This is a genomic window from Streptomyces sp. NPDC042371 (assembly GCF_056437465.1).
This window is the reverse complement of sequence record NZ_JBWKAP010000004.1, coordinates 180,387-195,672: the sequence shown is the minus strand read 5'-3', so window position 1 is coordinate 195,672 and position 15,286 is coordinate 180,387. Positions and strand designations below refer to the sequence as shown.

Annotated in this window: 16 protein-coding genes; 6 read left to right on the top strand and 10 right to left on the bottom strand. The window is 70.9% G+C overall.

Translation table 11 applies throughout. The features are described 5' to 3' along the window. Window positions 1-133: 133 nt before the first annotated feature. The 4 genes from AC068B_RS14005 to AC068B_RS13990 all read left to right on the top strand — a co-directional run bounded on the left by AC068B_RS14005 (window position 134) and on the right by AC068B_RS13990 (window position 6,908). Window positions 134-1,957 carry an AMP-dependent synthetase/ligase gene (locus tag AC068B_RS14005; protein ID WP_478671579.1) on the top strand — a complete coding sequence of 608 codons (1,824 nt, stop codon included), beginning with the start codon at window positions 134-136 and terminating at the stop codon, window positions 1,955-1,957. A gap of 134 nt (window positions 1,958-2,091) precedes the next feature. Further along, window positions 2,092-3,360 carry an ABC transporter substrate-binding protein gene (locus AC068B_RS14000; RefSeq protein ID WP_478671576.1) on the top strand — a complete coding sequence of 423 codons (1,269 nt, stop codon included), beginning with the start codon at window positions 2,092-2,094 and terminating at the stop codon, window positions 3,358-3,360. A gap of 12 nt (window positions 3,361-3,372) precedes the next feature. Further along, complete coding sequence (locus tag AC068B_RS13995; protein WP_478671574.1) at window positions 3,373-6,120, top strand: ABC transporter permease subunit; 2,748 nt, start codon at window positions 3,373-3,375, stop codon at window positions 6,118-6,120. Then, entirely contained in the window at window positions 6,117-6,908 is a 792-nt protein-coding gene (locus AC068B_RS13990; protein ID WP_478671571.1) for an ABC transporter ATP-binding protein, read from the top strand. Before AC068B_RS13995 ends, AC068B_RS13990 begins: the two co-directional genes overlap by 4 nt. A 15-nt stretch (window positions 6,909-6,923) precedes the next feature. On the opposite strand, the gene AC068B_RS13985 is transcribed toward AC068B_RS13990, so the two are convergent. The 3 genes from AC068B_RS13985 to pqqA all read right to left on the bottom strand — a co-directional run bounded on the left by AC068B_RS13985 (window position 6,924) and on the right by pqqA (window position 8,866). Continuing rightward, the gene (locus AC068B_RS13985) at window positions 6,924-7,952 is read right to left on the bottom strand and encodes a chitinase (protein ID WP_478671570.1); all 1,029 of its coding nucleotides are present in this window, start codon (window positions 7,950-7,952) and stop codon (window positions 6,924-6,926) included. A 97-nt stretch (window positions 7,953-8,049) separates the two neighbouring features. Beyond that, complete coding sequence (locus AC068B_RS13980) at window positions 8,050-8,712, bottom strand: MBL fold metallo-hydrolase (protein WP_478671567.1); 663 nt, start codon at window positions 8,710-8,712, stop codon at window positions 8,050-8,052. A 7-nt stretch (window positions 8,713-8,719) separates the two neighbouring features. Continuing rightward, complete coding sequence (gene pqqA / locus AC068B_RS13975) at window positions 8,720-8,866, bottom strand: pyrroloquinoline quinone precursor peptide PqqA (protein WP_478671566.1); 147 nt, start codon at window positions 8,864-8,866, stop codon at window positions 8,720-8,722. A gap of 319 nt (window positions 8,867-9,185) precedes the next feature. On the opposite strand from pqqA, the gene AC068B_RS13970 reads away from it, so the two are divergent. Then, entirely contained in the window at window positions 9,186-9,977 is a 792-nt protein-coding gene (locus tag AC068B_RS13970) for an aldo/keto reductase (RefSeq protein WP_478672066.1), read from the top strand. A gap of 120 nt (window positions 9,978-10,097) precedes the next feature. On the opposite strand, the gene AC068B_RS13965 is transcribed toward AC068B_RS13970, so the two are convergent. The 4 genes from AC068B_RS13965 to AC068B_RS13950 all read right to left on the bottom strand — a co-directional run bounded on the left by AC068B_RS13965 (window position 10,098) and on the right by AC068B_RS13950 (window position 12,607). After that, the gene (locus AC068B_RS13965; protein WP_478671565.1) at window positions 10,098-10,448 is read right to left on the bottom strand and encodes a CU044_2847 family protein; all 351 of its coding nucleotides are present in this window, start codon (window positions 10,446-10,448) and stop codon (window positions 10,098-10,100) included. Window positions 10,449-10,548: 100 nt separating this feature from the next. Further along, window positions 10,549-11,454, bottom strand: a complete 906-nt coding sequence (locus AC068B_RS13960; RefSeq protein WP_478671563.1) for a class I SAM-dependent methyltransferase — start codon at window positions 11,452-11,454, stop codon at window positions 10,549-10,551. Between the two features lie 88 nt (window positions 11,455-11,542). After that, the gene (locus tag AC068B_RS13955; RefSeq protein WP_478671562.1) at window positions 11,543-12,295 is read right to left on the bottom strand and encodes a class I SAM-dependent methyltransferase; all 753 of its coding nucleotides are present in this window, start codon (window positions 12,293-12,295) and stop codon (window positions 11,543-11,545) included. Between the two features lie 6 nt (window positions 12,296-12,301). Then, entirely contained in the window at window positions 12,302-12,607 is a 306-nt protein-coding gene (locus AC068B_RS13950) for a 4a-hydroxytetrahydrobiopterin dehydratase (protein WP_478671561.1), read from the bottom strand. Window positions 12,608-12,678: 71 nt separating this feature from the next. On the opposite strand from AC068B_RS13950, the gene AC068B_RS13945 reads away from it, so the two are divergent. Continuing rightward, on the top strand, window positions 12,679-13,518 hold the full coding sequence (locus tag AC068B_RS13945; protein WP_478671559.1) for a helix-turn-helix domain-containing protein: 840 nt from the start codon (window positions 12,679-12,681) through the stop codon (window positions 13,516-13,518). Here the strand turns inward: AC068B_RS13945 and AC068B_RS13940 are convergent. The 3 genes from AC068B_RS13940 to AC068B_RS13930 all read right to left on the bottom strand — a co-directional run bounded on the left by AC068B_RS13940 (window position 13,515) and on the right by AC068B_RS13930 (window position 15,257). Then, on the bottom strand, window positions 13,515-13,943 hold the full coding sequence (locus tag AC068B_RS13940; protein ID WP_478671557.1) for a hypothetical protein: 429 nt from the start codon (window positions 13,941-13,943) through the stop codon (window positions 13,515-13,517). The two genes, AC068B_RS13945 and AC068B_RS13940, sit on opposite strands and share 4 nt — an antisense overlap. A gap of 207 nt (window positions 13,944-14,150) precedes the next feature. Then, window positions 14,151-14,735: a DinB family protein gene (locus AC068B_RS13935; protein ID WP_478671556.1), complete on the bottom strand. Its 585-nt coding sequence runs from the start codon at window positions 14,733-14,735 to the stop codon at window positions 14,151-14,153. An 87-nt stretch (window positions 14,736-14,822) separates the two neighbouring features. Then, window positions 14,823-15,257 carry a VOC family protein gene (locus tag AC068B_RS13930; RefSeq protein ID WP_478671554.1) on the bottom strand — a complete coding sequence of 145 codons (435 nt, stop codon included), beginning with the start codon at window positions 15,255-15,257 and terminating at the stop codon, window positions 14,823-14,825. Window positions 15,258-15,286: the final 29 nt, after the last annotated feature.

The window sequence follows — 15,286 nt, the reverse complement described above, 5'->3', positions numbered from 1 at the left end:
TTCCCCTTGTGGCCGTATTTTGACCGGCTGACCAGTGCCGATGGCGCCTGCCGCCCGTCCCTGGACCCCCTCCCGCACGCGCGCGCCTTGGGGTACGGTCACGGCGCTGTGCGGAGCGCCACAAGGAGCATCATTGCGCGAGTTCACGAATCCTCCGATGGCGTCGGTGCCGCTGGTGGGCGGCCTTGCCGACGCCGTGTTCGACCATGCCCTCGAGGACCCGCTCCGCATCGCGTTCGGCCGCAAGACCGACGGGCAGTGGCACGACGTCACCTCGGCCGAGTTCCGTGACGAGGTGCTCGCCCTCGCCAAGGGGTTGATCGCCCAGGGCGTCCGGTTCGGCGATCGCGTCGCCATCATGTGCCGCACCCGCTACGAGTGGACGCTCTTCGACTTCTCCCTGTGGGCCATCGGCGCCCAGGTCGTGCCGATCTATCCGACCTCATCGGCCGAGCAGGTCCTGTGGATGCTGCACGACGCACAGGTGTCGGCCGCGATGGTCGAGCACGAGGACCACGCGATGACGATCGGCTCCGTCGTGGACCGGCTGCCGCAGCTGCGCAGGCTCTGGCAGCTCGACGCCGACGCCGTGGACGAGCTGAACGCCGCGGGGCGCGACATCGACGACGACGTGGTGCACCGCCACCGCCGCGCGGTCACCCCCGACTCGATCGCCACGATCATCTACACGTCGGGCACCACGGGGCGCCCGAAGGGCTGCCTGATCTCGCACGAGAACTTCATGTTCGAGTCGGAAGTGATGGTCGGGCGCTGGGAGCCGGTCTTCCACTCCAAGCGCGGCGACGAGGCGACCACGCTGCTCTTCCTGCCCCTCGCCCACGTCTTCGGCCGCATGGTCCAGATCGCCGCGGTGCGCGGCCGGGTCAAGATGGGCCACCAGCCGAACCTCAACGCGGCGGCGCTGCTGCCCGACCTCGCGGCGTTCCGGCCCACGTTCATCCTGGCCGTGCCGTACATCTTCGAGAAGGTCTTCAACGCGGCGCGGCGCAAGGCGGAGAAGGACGGCAAGGCGGGCGCGTTCGACAAGGCCGTCGAGTGCGCCGTGCGGTACGCCGACGCCATGGAGGCCAGGGCCTTCGGCACGGGCCCCGGGCCCTCGGCCGGGCTGCGCATGCAGCACCAGCTCTTCGACAAGCTCGTCTACTCCAAGGTGCGCGAGGCGATGGGCGGCCGGGTGCGGCACGCGATGTCGGGCGGCTCCGGCATGGACCGGCGGCTCGGGCTGTTCTTCGCGGGCGCCGGAGTGACGATCTACGAGGGGTACGGACTCACCGAGTCGACGGCGGCGGCGACCGCCAACCCGCCCGAGCGCACCCGCTACGGCACGGTCGGCCAGGCCATCCCCGGCACCATCGTGCACATCGCGGAGGACGGCGAGATCTGGCTGCACGGCGGCAACGTCTTCCAGGGCTACCTCAACAACCCCAAGGCCACCGACTCGACCCTGCACGACGGCTGGCTCGCCACCGGTGACATCGGCGCGCTCGACGAGGACGGCTATCTGACGATCACCGGGCGCAAGAAGGAGATCCTGGTGACGTCCGGCGGCAAGAGCGTCTCGCCCGCCCAGCTGGAGGAGCGGGTGCGGGACCACCCCCTGGTCGCCCAGTGCATCCTCGTCGGCAACGACCGGCCCTACATCGCCGCGCTCGTCACCCTGGACTCGGAGGCCGTGGAGCACTGGCTGACCATGCGCCGCAAGCCGCTGCTGCCCCCCGGCGACCTGGTGCGCGACCCGGATCTGGAGACCGAGGTGCGGCGGGCCGTGGTCGCCGCCAACACCCTGGTCTCCCAGGCCGAATCGATCCGTACGTTCCGCATACTGGCGCACCAGTTCACCGAGGAGCACGGCCTGCTGACGCCGTCGCTGAAGCTGAAGCGGAAGGCGATCGAGACGGTGTACTCGGCGGAGGTCGAGGCGCTGTACCGCAGCTAGGCAGCTCCCGGCCGCCCCCTGGACGGTCACGGCACGCGTTTCTGACGGGCCATCAAATACCGTCGTGACACTTATTGACGGTTCATCAGGTCACGCACAGAATCAGCCCCACTTCGACTTCAGGGGGCTCGACCGTGTCGCGATCGATCCGCACCATCACCGCCGCCGCTGCGGCCCTGCTGCTCGCCACCGCCTGCAACTCCGCCTCCGACAGCGGGGGTTCGGGCGGTGGAGGCGGCGCCGGGGGCGGCAGCTCCGTGCGCGGAGTGACCGACGACTCCATCAAGGTCGGCGGGATCGTCTCCATGACGACCGCCAGCGGATACAGCAAGAAGGACACCGACCTCGGCGCGCGGGCCCGCTTCGAGCGCTCCAACGCGGCGGGCGGCGTGCACGGCCGGAAGATCGACTACCTGGGCGCGGAGGACGACGGGCAGGACCCGGGGAAGAACCTCGCCGCGGCGCGCAAACTGGTCCAGCAGGAGAAGGTCTTCGCGATCTCCCCGATGAGCTCGGTCACCTTCTCCGGAGCGGACTTCCTGCAGAAGCAGCAGGTGCCCACGTTCGGCTGGGGCACCGTCCCGCCCTTCTGCGGCCCGAGCTACATGTACGGCTTCGGCGGCTGCATGGTGCCGATGCCCGGCGGCACGATCACGCAGAGCTGGCCCGAGGGGCTGAAGAAGGTGATGGGCGGCGCCAAGGGCAGGTCCGTGGCGATCCTCGCCAACGACAACGACGCGGGCACCTTCGCCATCCGCACCTACAAGCAGTCCTTCACGGCCGCCGGGTACAAGGTGACGTACGCCAAGCCGACCGTCCCCGCCACCTCCGTGCCGAGCGACTGGTCGGCGTACACGAAGGAGATCCTGCGCTCCGACGGCGGCAAGGCGCCGGACGCCGTCGTCTCCGTCATGCAGACCCCGTACAACATCGGTCTGTTCACGGCCGTCAAGCGAGCAGGGTTCAAGGGGATCATCACCGACCCCACCGACTACGACCCCGGCCTGCTCGCCAAGAGCGCCACGAAGAAGGCGCTGGACGGCGTGCACGTACTCCTGTCCTTCCAGCCGTTCGAGCAGAACAGCGCGGACATGCGGCAGTTCAAGAAGGACATCGCGAAGACGGCGGGCAAGGACGTGCCGTTCAACATGCACATGATGACCGGCTACATGTCCGCCGACCTCTTCCTCTCCCTCGCCGAGAAGGCGGGCAAGGACCTCACCGTCGACTCCTTCCAGAAAGCGGCGGACGGCTACTCCGACACCGGCACCATGGTCGGCGACCGCAGGCTGCGCGAGGGGCAGAAGGAGTCGTTCGGCTGCGGCGCCCTCGTCCAGCTCAAGAACGGGAAGTACGCGGTGTCGTCGCCCTTCAAGTGCTACGAACCGATCCCCTTCAAGTAGGGGCGGGCCGCCATGTCGGACCTCCTCGGATTCGTGCTGAGCGGCCTCGTATCGGGCGCCCTGTACGCATTGCTCGCCACGGGCCTCGTCCTGTCCTACTCCGCTTCGGGCCTCTTCAACTTCGCCCACGGCGCGACCGCCTACCTCTGCGCCCTCGCCTTCCACGAACTGCACTCCGGCTTCGGCTGGCCCGCCGTGCCGACGGCGCTGCTCCTCGTCCTGGTGGTGGCACCCGCCCTCGGCTGGGGCCTGGACCGGCTGATGTTCCGCAAGCTGGCGCGGGTCGGCGAGACCGCGCAGATCGTCGCGACGATCGGCCTGCTCGTCGCGCTGCCCGCGCTGGGCCTGTGGGTGGTGGAACTGCTCGAAGACGCGGGCGCCCCGGTGAAGCCCGCGGAGAACCAGTTCGGGCTGCCGGGCGTGGGACCGAGCCCGGCCCGCAGCTGGCAGCTCATGGACGGCGTCGGCGTCGACTCCGACCAGCTGATCACGTGGGTGGCCACGGCGGTGGTCGCCGTCGGCCTGTGGATCCTGATGCGCCACACGCCGCTCGGCCTCAGGCTGCGCGCCGCGGTCGACAACCGTTCCCTCGTGGAGCTGCGCGGCATGAGCGCGGACCGGCTGTCATCGGTGGCGTGGATGCTGTCGTCCGGTCTCGCGGGCCTTGCGGGCGTGCTCGCGACGCCCCTTCTGGGGCTCTCCTCGCACGACTTCACCCTGTTCCTCTTCGTCTCCGCGACGGCCGCCGTGCTCGGCCGCTTCCTGTCGATCCCGCTGGCGTTCGCGGGCGGGCTCGGACTCGGCGTGCTGCAGAACCTCGTCGCGGGCTACGCCGACTTCGCCGAGAAGATCACCGGCTTCCGTACGGCCGTGCCGTTCCTGATCCTGTTCGCCGGGCTGCTCCTGCTCACCCGGCGGCAGCGCACCGCGGGCACGGCGGCGGTGGACGCGCCGCCCGTCGACTATCTCGCCGGACGGTCGTGGGCCCGCCGGTGGGGGCCGTGGGCGGTGGCCGCGCTCGTCCTCGCCCTCTCCTTCTACACGGTCACCACTCCCTTCTGGAGCGGCATCCTCGCGCAGGGGCTCGCGATCTCGCTGGTCTTCATCTCGTTCACCGTGGTGACGGGGCTCGGCGCGATGGTGTCGCTCGCACAGGCCACCTTCGTCACGGGCGCCGCGCTGGTCGCCGGGCTCCTGATGAGCCACGGCTGGCCGTTCGCCGGGGCCGCGCTGGTGGGCACGTGCGCGGCGGCGGCCCTCGGCGCGCTCGTGGCGCTGCCCGCGCTGCGGCTCGGCGGGCGCTCCCTGGCCCTCGCCACGCTGGCGCTCGCCTTCCTCGCCGACCAGGTGCTCTTCCAGATGGGGTGGCTGCGCAACGGCGACACGGGCTGGGAGATCCCCCGCCCCGTCCTCGGCCCCGTCGACCTCTCGGACGACCGTGCCATGGGCGTCGCGATGGTCGTCCTCGTCACGGCGGCCGTGGCCTCGCTCGGCGCGCTGCGGAACTCGCCGTCGGGGCGGGCCATGCTGGCGGTGCGGTCCGCCCCGGCGGCGGCGATGGCGTCCGGCGTCTCGGTGGTCCGCACGAAGCTGCTGCTCTTCACGCTCTCGGCGGGGCTCGCGGGGTTCGGCGGCGTGATGTACGCGTCCTTCAACACCCGCATCACCGCGACCGACTTCACCGCGATGACGGGGCTGATCTGGCTGGCAGTCGCGGTCGCGGCGGGCGTGCGCAGGCCGCAGTTCGCGGTGGTGGCAGGGCTCGTCTTCGCGATCGTGCCGCACCTGGTGGCGGACTACGTCACCGAGTCCGTCCACCTCCCGGTGATCCTCTTCGGTCTCGCGGGGCTGGCGCTGGCCAACGACCCGGACGGGTACTGCGCGGCGGTGTCGGTGCGGATGCACCGGAGGCGGGCGCGGGGAGTTCCGGTGGCTCCGGTAGTGCCGCGCTCCCTGCCTCCCGAGGATGAGTACGCTCCTCGGCCGTCGGAAGAACCCCACAGCCGAACCGATGGCGGAGGGCCGCCTCCTGCCCTCGTCCTCCACCGGCTCCACGCAGGCTACGACGGCGCCCCCGTGCTCCACGGAGTGGACCTCACCGTCCACCCCGGCGAGATCGTCGCCCTGCTCGGACCCAACGGCGCCGGAAAATCGACCACTTGCCTCGCCGCGGCAGGGCTGCTCACACCCACGCGGGGCCATGTGTACGTCGCCGGGCGCGACGCCACCCGCGAAGGCGCCGCCCGCCGCTCCCGTGCGGGCGTCGTCCTCGCCCCCGAGGGCCGCGGCATCTTCCCCTCGCTCACCATCGACGAGAACCTCGCCCTGTACCTGCGGAGCCGGGACGAACGGGACGCCGTGTACGAGCGGTTCGCGGGACTCGCGGCACGGCGCAAGGTCCCCGCGGGCTCCCTCTCCGGCGGCGAGCAGCAACTCCTCGCTCTCGCCCCGCTGTTGCAGCGCCCGCCGAAGGTGCTGATCGCGGACGAGCCGTCGCTCGGGCTCGCCCCGCGCATCGTCGACGACGTGTTCCGACTGCTGGTCGAACTCCGGGACGCAGGGGCAGGGTTGCTGCTCGTCGAGGAGAAGGCCGCCGAGATCCTCGGGGTCGCGGACACGGTGGCGTATCTGGCGCAGGGCCGCGTCTCCTGGTGCGGTCCGCGCTCGCAGGTGCGGGCGGACCGGCTCACGGAGGCGTACCTGGGCATGGCCGCGGGCGACGGGCGGCCGACGACCACGAAGGGCGTGACGCAGCCATGAGGAAGCGGGACCACGTCCTGGAGGCCGAGGGCATCGACGTACGCTTCGGCGGGATCCGTGCCCTCGACGGGGTGGGGATCGGTGTCCGCCGCGGCGAGGTCTGCGGGCTCATCGGCCCCAACGGCGCGGGAAAGACGACCCTGTTCGACGTCCTGTCCGGCATCCGCGGGCCCGACCGGGGGCGGGTGCTGCTCGACGGGCGGGACGTCACGCGTCGCTCCCCCGTGTGGCGCGCCCGGCACGGGATGCGGCGCACCTTCCAGCGGCAGCAGCTCTTCGGCCAGCTCACCGTCGCCGACAATCTCGTCGTCGCACAGGAGTGGCGGGGCGGTGGCGGCGGCTTCGCCGCGGATCTGCTGGCCGCGCCGAACCGGCGCGCGCACGAGGCCGGACGGCGCGAACGGGCCGCTTCGGTGCTGCGTTCGTGCGGCCTGGACGCGCTGGCCGGGCAGTACGCGGGCGCGCTGCCGGTCGGGCAGGCCCGCATGGTGGAGCTGGCGCGCGCGGTCGCGGACCCGCCCGGGGTGCTGCTCCTGGACGAGCCCGCTTCCGGAATGACGGCCGACGAACGACAACAGCTGGCGGCCGTCGTCCGTCACCTCGCGGACGACGAGGGCTGCGCGGTGCTCCTCGTCGAGCACAACGTCGCCTTCGTGATGGAGCTCTGCGCCCGCGTGGTCGTCCTCGACCTCGGCCGGGTCCTGGCCCACGGGACACCGGCCGAGGTGCGCGCCGACCCGAAGGTGCGGGACGCCTATCTGGGAACCCCGGCGAGCGGCTCGCCCTGACCGCCGCCGGACGCCTCACCCCCCGTACTGGGCAACGATCTTGGTGAAGTCGTACGGGGACTGGCCGATGCCGCTGCAGGAGTCCCCCGCACTGCCCCCGGAGCCGCAGTCGCGGTCGCGGTTGACGGCCCAGAAGGCGAAGCGCGCGATGTGGCGCTGCTTGGCGTACGCGAGGATCTTCTTGAAGTCCGCCGTGGTCACCGTCTCGCCCGCCACGTCCGTCTTGCCGTTCATGGAGGAGATCCCGGTGTGCTTGTACGCGTCGGCGTCGCTGTAGCCGTAGGCGCTCTTGACCGCGGCCTTGAGGCCCTCCATGGCACTGACGGACGCGTCGCCCATGGTGCCGCTGTGTCCGCCGAAGTCGAACGGCATGATCACCCAGGCGTCGTTGGCGAGCCCGGCGGCGGCGCCCCGCTTGATGAGGTCCTTGCCGGTGGCGTCGGGGCCGCTCGGGGTGGTGCCCATGGTCACGTAGGTGACGATGCCCGGGTTCTTCGACTTGACGATCTTCAGGGCGTCCACGACGCGCTGCCGCACCGTGGCATTGCTGAACTCGGTGTCCTCGATGTCGATGTCGAAGGCCTTCAACTTGTAGGCGTCGATGACCTTTTGGTACGCACCGGCGAGCGCGGTGGCGCTCCCGCACTTCTCGCCCAGCTTGGCGCCGCTCCAGCCGCCGACGGAGACGACTATGTCGCCGCCGGCGCCGCGTATGGACTTGATGGCGGCCTCGTCGGAGCCGCCCTTCAGCGGGCGGTTGCCGTCCCACGCCGGGTTGCAGCCGCCGTCGGACAGGATGAAGGCCAGCGTGAACCACTTGACGCCGGTCGCGGCCATCACGTCGGTGGGCTTCTGCGGGTTGCCCCAGCCGAGGTACTCGTAGGGGGCCGCGTGAATGGTGCCGGACGCCTGCGCGGCGGGGGCGGGCGAGGCCTGCGCGGACGGCTCGGCGGCCAGGGTCAGCGCCGCGGAGCCGGTCAGCGCACCGGCGGCGGCGAGGGCGACGGTGATTCTGCGACGTGCCTGAGGGGACATGTTCGACATCGGGGGAATCCTCTCTGCGATGACATCCGCAATGTCAGGAAGCTTTCCTGACAGTCGATGGGCTCAAGGGCCTCAAGGCCCTTGCGGGGGCGGGTAATTACTGGGAGTGGGCCTGGATCTTGGTGCGGGCCGGGGACGCCGGATCCGCGGCGGTGTGCGTGCGGTACGTGTAGTGGGCCTGGGCCTTCGCGGGGTCGGCCGCCCCGTCGACCAGGGCGCGGACGGCCACGTGGCCGGGCGAGCGGTGGCAGGCGGGGTCCGTGCGGGCGGCGTCGCCGGTCAGCGCGTACGCCTGGCAGCGGCAGCCCCCGAAGTCGACGGTGCGCAGCTCGCAGCCGCGGCAGCAATCACCCATCCAGACCTCGCCGCGGTAGCGGTTGAAGGCGTCCGACTCCCGCCAGATCCACGACACCGGCACCGTGACCGACCCCCACGGCATACCGCGGCCGAGGGGCAGCTCACGCCATCGCGCCTGCGTATAGGGCTCCAGGACGGTGTCGAGGCGCAGCCCCTCGCGTACGGCGTCGCGCACGGGAGTCGTCGCCAGGACCTCGACGCCGTCGCGGGCCTCGCGCAGCCGGGCGAGGCCGAGGGTGTGGTCGAGTTCGGCGTCGGTGAGGACGACCCCGGCGACGGGGGCGCGGCGCGTGTCCTGGCCCGCGCCGGGGTGCAGCGCGGGGGCGGCCTCGATCTGGTCGCCGATGTCGGGCGTGGTGTTGACCAGGTACCAGTCACCCTCACCCGCGTGGACGGCGAGCACGACGCGTCTACCGGTCGGCGAGACGGTAGGCGGTGACTTCGAGCGCGGTGTCGACGATCGCGTACTCGGGGGTCTGCCAGCCCGTGGCGCTGTCGTCGGCGCGGCGCGCCGGCTCGCGGGTGGCCTTCTCCTGATCGGTGCTGTGCCCGTGCATGTGCGTGGCGCCGCCTTTCCTGAAGAGGTGGGGTTCAAAGACAGGCTCCGAGGAACAGATCACAGGGGCGCGGGGCAACCCATGCGCTCGTAGCGTTCACATAGGTGTTCCGGGTTCAGTGACGTGCAATAGAGTCCCGGCATGACGGGGCACCGTCAATGGTCCGGACCGATCCCGCGTCCACACCGCTCCGAAATCCGGCCATTCAGGAATGCGGCACGGCCACTGATCGTTGACCATGGGCATAGACACCCGACGACTTAAGGACCGAGAGCTCGTGAGCAAGGTTCCCCCGATCACCCTCAACAACGGCGTCGAGATGCCCCAGCTCGGTTTCGGCGTCTGGCAGGTTCCGGACGACGAGGCCCAGACGGCCGTCGCGACGGCGCTGGAGGCCGGGTACCGCAGCATCGACACCGCTGCCGTCTACGGCAACGAAGAAGGCACGGGCAGGGCGATCGCCTCTTCCGGCGTCGCTCGTGAGGACCTGTTCGTCACGACGAAGCTCTGGAACAGCGACCAGGGCTACGACGCGACCCTGCGCGGCTTCGACACCTCGCTGGAGAAGCTCGGCCTCGACTATGTGGATCTGTACCTGATCCACTGGCCCGTGCCGTCCAAGGATGCGTACGTCGACACGTACAAGGCCTTCGAGAAGATCCACGCCGACGGCCGCGCGAAGTCCATCGGCGTCTCGAACTTCCTCCCCGACCACCTGGCGCGGCTGCTCGGCGAGACGTCGATCGTCCCGGCCGTCAACCAGATCGAGCTGCACCCCCATCTGCAGCAGCACGCCTCGCGCGAGATCCACGCCGAGCAGGGCATCGCCACGGAGGCGTGGTCGCCGCTCGGCTCGGGCAGGGGCCTCCTGGAGGTCCCGGCGATCATCGCCATCGCCCAGAAGCACGGCCGCTCCCCCGCGCAGATCGTCCTGCGCTGGCACATCCAGCTGGGCAACATCGTGATCCCGAAGTCCGTGACGCCGTCGCGGATCAAGGAGAACATCGACGTCTTCGGCTTCGAGCTCGACCCCGAGGACATGGCGGCGATCTCGGCGCTGAACGAGGACCGGCGGATCGGTCCCGACCCGGCGACCTTCGACGCGGCCTGAGCCTCGCCCCGCGAGACCGCGTCAGGCCGGTGAGCCGTCTTCCCCCGCCCCTTCCGAGGCCGGGGGAGGCGGCTCACCCGTTTCATGGGCGCGTCTCCGTTTCATGGGCGCGTCTCCGTTTCATGGGCGCGTCTCGTCGCCCTGCCCTGCTTCCTGCCGCGACCACGTCAGCTTGACCGTCAGATGCCCCTCCGTCGCTGTCTTGGCGATCACCGCTCCCGCCTCCGCGCTGAGCTTGACGCCGAACTCGAGCTCGATCGTCTCGGGGTCCAGCGCCCGGTCACGGAAGGTCCGCAGCGCCGACATCGCGGCGCCGCGCACATTGTTCAGCGCCGACTCGAAGCGGCCCTCGACCTCGTGGATGCCGCCCGCCTCGCCGCGCCGCGACACCGATCTGAACCCGGGGTCCCTGGAGTCCACCTCGACGACGACGGGCCCCTCGTCGGACTCCCACCGCACCAGCTCGTTCACGGGCGCCCCCTCGCTCGACCGGCCGGGCCCGGCGGCCCCGCACTCCCCGAACGTACGTCAACCCGCCTTGCGGCCAAGGCGGGTTGACGGAACATCATTCCTACGCGTCCTTGACCGCCACGTACACGGTCTGCGCCGTCAGCAGGAACAGGTCGGGGCGCCGGTGCAAGCCCTGCGGGTCGTCCGGGTCGAGGAGGCGGTCGAAGGTGGCGACGTCGTCCGGGGCGAGGCGCTCCGCCTGCATCTCGCGGCGGCGGGTGAACTCCGTGACCACATGGGCGCGGGCGTCCTCCGGGAGCGGCGCGGGCAGGTCGAGGAGGAAGCTGCGCGTGGCCACGTGGCGCAGACCGGCGCCTGCGAGAAGGGCGGGCCAGTCCTCCGTGGCACTCTTCGAGCCGTCGAGCCCCTCACGCATCCCGGCGAACCACTCCTCGTCGGCCGCCTCAAGGCGGGACAGCAGGCCGGGGCGGCCGAAGCCGATGTCGCGGGGCAGGTAGCGGGCGCTCAGGCCGCCCTCCAGGAGGGCGATGGCGCCACCGGGGGCCAGCCGACCGGCGAGGGCGGAGAGGGCGGCGCCCTGGTCACCGACGTGATGCAAGGACCTGCACAGCCACAGCAGGTCCGCCTCGGGCACGTCGTCGATGTCATCGGGCAGCGCCGCGCGCACCGTGTCGAAGCGGTCGGTCAGGCCTTCCTGCGCCGCCCGGTCCCGGGCGCGCTCCAGAAGGGCCTCCTCGGGGTCCGCGGCGACGATCCGCGCCTTGGGGAACGACTCGGCCAGCGAGAAGGAGACGGCGCCCGGACCGCTGCCGACATCGACGACGACGCCGGGTTCCGGCACCCAGCGGCCGAGCCAGGCGGCCACCTCTCCGTACATCGGCGCGGCGACGCGGGCGTAACGCTCCAGCATGGCGCCCATGGCGGACCAGTCCATGTCGCCGTCGTGCCCATGCCCGTGACCGTGTCCGTGCCCTTGGCCCTGCCCGTGCCCGTGGTGATGCCCCATAGCCCTGTGCCGCCTTCCGGTTCCGCCTACGCATGTGGACGGAACCAGCCTGCTCCCGATTTCCGGTTTCTGGCGAATCAAATTGCCGCTACCGCAAAAAGCGGTCCGGCTTCCGGTACGCCCGCAGGCTGAACCGCGGATCGGGCCGCGGGGTGTCCTGGTCCGGGAGGGACGCGAGGCCCTCCGCGAGCCGCGCGGCCAGCGGCCCGTCGGGCGCGATCTGGGTGAACCAGCCGCGCCGCAGGTCGTCGACGGTGGAGCGGGGCGAGCGGCCCTGCCCGTGGCCGCGGAACCGGGCCCGCCCCGTCGGCACGAGCCCGTGCTCGCCGGCGTACGCGTCGACGGCCTCGACCCGGTCGACCGCGGGCAGTACCGGACGCGGCGCGAGCACGGCGTCGATGTCGCTGCGCACGTCGTGCGAGGCGGCCTTGTCCACGGTGGTGACGTAGACCCCGCCGGGCCTGAGCACCCGCGCGCACTCGGCGACGACCGCCGACGCCTCCTCGGGTCCGGACAGCAGATGCAGCAGCCAGACGGTGGTCACGGCGTCGAACGAGCCGTCAGGAAAAGGGAGTTGGCGGCTGTCACCGAGGACGACGGCGCCCGGCACCCGGTCCGCGGCCATCCGGGCCATGCGGTGCGCGGCGTCCATGCCGGTCACGCGCAGCCCCTGGCGCGCGGCGAGGCACCGGGTGACCAGGCCGGTTCCGCAGGCGACGTCGAGGAGCGTGGCCGCGTCGGCGGGGACCAGGCCGAGGATCGCGTCAGCGGCGGCGGCCGCGCGGGGCTCGCCGCCGCGCGAGGCGTCGTACCGGTCGGCTTCCTTGCTGTAGTCCAGCATCGACCGTCATTCCGCGCCGTGCGAGGGAGCCAACTGCTCCACTTTGTGGGCCAGTTCGAAGTCGAGGCCGGTGAGGGCGCCGCCCGCGCTGTGCGTGTTCACGGCGAGCGTGACGGTGTTGTAGCCGAGGGTCAGCTCGCTGTGGTGACCGAGCTCCTCCTGAGTCCGCGCGATGTGGACGACCAGGCCGGTCGCGGCGAAGTGTGACGCGAGCCGGTAGGAACGGGTGAGCTTGTCGCCGTCCAGGGACCAGCCGGGCAGCTCGGCGAGACGGTCCTCGATCTCTTTCTGAGAGAGGGGTTCGGGAGTCACGGGCCACGCTCCTTACGCAGAGTCGGTCTTCGGCTCACCCTGCCACAAATTGTTTCGATTACCGTCTACGTATGACAACCGCCGAGCCCGCCAAGGGGAGCGCCAGAGGCAAGGCCAACGCGAACGCCACCGGAGTGGGCCCGCTGCTGCGGGCCTGGCGCGAGCGGCGCCGGGTGAGCCAGCTGGAGCTGGCCCTGCGCGCCGACTCCTCCGCGCGGCACATCAGCTTCGTCGAGACGGGCAGGTCGCGGCCGAGCGAGGAGTTCCTGCTGCACCTCGCCGACCATCTCGACGTGCCGGTGCGGGACCGCAACTCCCTGCTCCTGGCGGCCGGTTACGCGCCCCGCTACCGCGAGACCCCGCTGGATGACCCCGCCATGGGCACGCTGCGCGAGGGCCTCGAACAGCTCCTGGCCGGTTACGAGCCCTACCCGGCCCTGGTCGTCGACGCGAAGTACGACGTGATCGCGGCGAACCGCGGCATCATGATGATGCTCGACGGCATCCCCGAGCACCTCTTCACGGAGCCCCTGAACGCGATGCGGCTGACGCTGCACCCCGAGGGCCTGGCCCCCCGGATCCGCAATCTCCGGGAGTGGCGGGGGCATCTGCTGCACCAGATGGAGCGGCAGATCGCGCTGCAGCGCTCGGACGCGCTGCGGGCGGTGTACGAGGAGGTGGCGGCGTACCCGGTGGCGGACCCCGGGGTGGACGCCTTCGAGGCGGACGCGGAGGTCCCCTATTTCGCGCTGCCCCTACGATTCGAACACGACGGCCACATACTGTCCTTCATCTCATCGATCTCGACGTTCAACACCCCGATGGACGTGACGGTCGCCGAGCTGGCCATCGAGACGCTGCTCCCGGCCGACCCGGCGACGTCGAAGTACCTCCAGGCGCACGTCTCCTAGCGGCGGGCCTTCAGCTCCCGCAGTGCCGCGTACTGCACCGCGGCGAAGCCGCCCACGACCACGGCCTGGAGCGGGATCCACACCGCTCCGGCCGTACTGGGCGAGAGCCAGGCGACGAGCGCGACGACACTGAGCACCGCCCAGACGACGTTCACCTCGACGACCGCCTGGACTGCGACCGCGGGAGGACTCTTGCGCGCGGCGAGAAACCCGACACCCACGCCGTACAGGACGAGCCCGACACCGAGCCCGAGCAGCAGCCCGGAGTCGACCCCGAGGAAGTCCCCCAGGGCCCCCGAAGCGGCGGCGTACGCCACCCCGTTGCCCGCGGTCACGACCGCGTCCAGACCGAGGAAGCGGCGCAGCATCGTCTTGGGGTCGGTGGTGCGGGCCAGAGCGGTGAGCGGGTACGTGGACGTGGCCATGGCGATCTGCCTCCAAGCGGCTTCGGTGAGCGGTACGGGTCCCGGATCCGGTCCGGAGTGCGCCGGACCGGATCCGTTGACATCACTCTGTCGGGGCTACGCCAGGTGGTCGATTACGTCCCGGGTAATGCCGCGCTCCCAGGATGGCGTCCATGGCCTCGACGGTCGTTCCGTGCCGCACGAACATCACGTCACCTGAGGCAGCCTCTAAGCCTTGATCGGCGCGGCCGACCTGGCGGCCTGCTCGACCTTCGTGAAGTGGGCCGCACGGGCTTCCTCGTCGATCTGCTCCTCGTGTTCGGCGCGCACCCCGGTCCGTCCGTCGACGCTCTCGCGCAGGATGTCGGCGTGCCCGGCATGCCGGTTGGCCTCGCCGAGGACGTGGACCAGGACGGCGAACAGGTTCGTGTTGGGACCGGGCTCCGGCCACCACGGCACGTAGCCGGGGCCGTCGAGGGGAAGCGCGTCGATCGTCGCGTCCGCGTGTTCCCACGTGCGCCGGTAGAACCCGATGATCTGGTCGCGGGTCTCGTCCTCGGTCGCCCACTGGTCGGCGCCGACGTGGTCCTGCCACTGGCACAGCGGCTCCGGGGAGGGGCGGTCGAAGACCTCCCCGAAGTATCTGGCCTCGACGGTGGCCATGTGCTTGACCAGGCCGAGGAGGTTGGTTCCGGTCGGCGTCAAAGGTCGGCGGACGTCGTAATCGGACAAGCCGTCGAGCTTCCAGAGCAGCGCTTGGCGGTCCCGCCGCAGTCTCCCGTGCAGGTTGTCCTTCGCGAATTCGTCGATCATGCGGCATGAGCCTGCCACGGGCTGCTCGTGGCCTCAAGATCCCGTACGCGGTCCGCAGCGGCGGGCAGAGCCGTGGATGGCACCCCCTCAGTCGACACAGAACTCGTTGCCCTCGATGTCCAGCATCGGGATGCACGACTCGTTCTCCCCGTCGGCGTACAGCGTCTGCACATGGGTCGCCCCGAGCGCGACCAGCCGTGCGCACTCCGCTTCGAGCGTGGCGAGGCGCTCGTCGCCGACGAGACCGGTGCCGACCCTGACGTCGAGATGTACGCGGTTCTTGGCGGTCTTGCCCTCGGGGACGCGCTGGAAGTACAGGCGCGGGCCGACGCCCGAGGGGTCGCTGCAGGCGAACCAGGAATCCCGCTCCTCAGGAGGCAGCGTGCGGTTGAAGTCGTCCCACGTGGCCGACCCCTCCGGAGGCGGTGGTGCGACGTACCCCAGCACCTCGCACCAGAAGCGGGCCAGCCGCTCTGGTTCGGCGCAGTCGAAGGTGACCTGGAACTTCTTGATCGCTGACATCGACGCACCTTAGCGGGTGTTTCCCGATT

Coding starts and splice junctions, on each gene's coding strand:
- AC068B_RS13990 (WP_478671571.1), top strand. CDS start 6,117: ATGAGGAAGCGGGACCACGTCCTGGAGGCCGAGGGCATCGACGTACGC.
- AC068B_RS13985 (WP_478671570.1), bottom strand. CDS start 7,952: ATGTCGAACATGTCCCCTCAGGCACGTCGCAGAATCACCGTCGCCCTC.
- AC068B_RS13960 (WP_478671563.1), bottom strand. CDS start 11,454: ATGGGGCATCACCACGGGCACGGGCAGGGCCAAGGGCACGGACACGGT.
- AC068B_RS13935 (WP_478671556.1), bottom strand. CDS start 14,735: ATGATCGACGAATTCGCGAAGGACAACCTGCACGGGAGACTGCGGCGG.
- AC068B_RS13940 (WP_478671557.1), bottom strand. CDS start 13,943: ATGGCCACGTCCACGTACCCGCTCACCGCTCTGGCCCGCACCACCGAC.
- AC068B_RS13930 (WP_478671554.1), bottom strand. CDS start 15,257: ATGTCAGCGATCAAGAAGTTCCAGGTCACCTTCGACTGCGCCGAACCA.
- pqqA (WP_478671566.1), bottom strand. CDS start 8,866: ATGCACGGGCACAGCACCGATCAGGAGAAGGCCACCCGCGAGCCGGCG.
- AC068B_RS13995 (WP_478671574.1), top strand. CDS start 3,373: ATGTCGGACCTCCTCGGATTCGTGCTGAGCGGCCTCGTATCGGGCGCC.
- AC068B_RS13970 (WP_478672066.1), top strand. CDS start 9,186: ATGCCCCAGCTCGGTTTCGGCGTCTGGCAGGTTCCGGACGACGAGGCC.
- AC068B_RS13945 (WP_478671559.1), top strand. CDS start 12,679: ATGACAACCGCCGAGCCCGCCAAGGGGAGCGCCAGAGGCAAGGCCAAC.
- AC068B_RS13955 (WP_478671562.1), bottom strand. CDS start 12,295: ATGCTGGACTACAGCAAGGAAGCCGACCGGTACGACGCCTCGCGCGGC.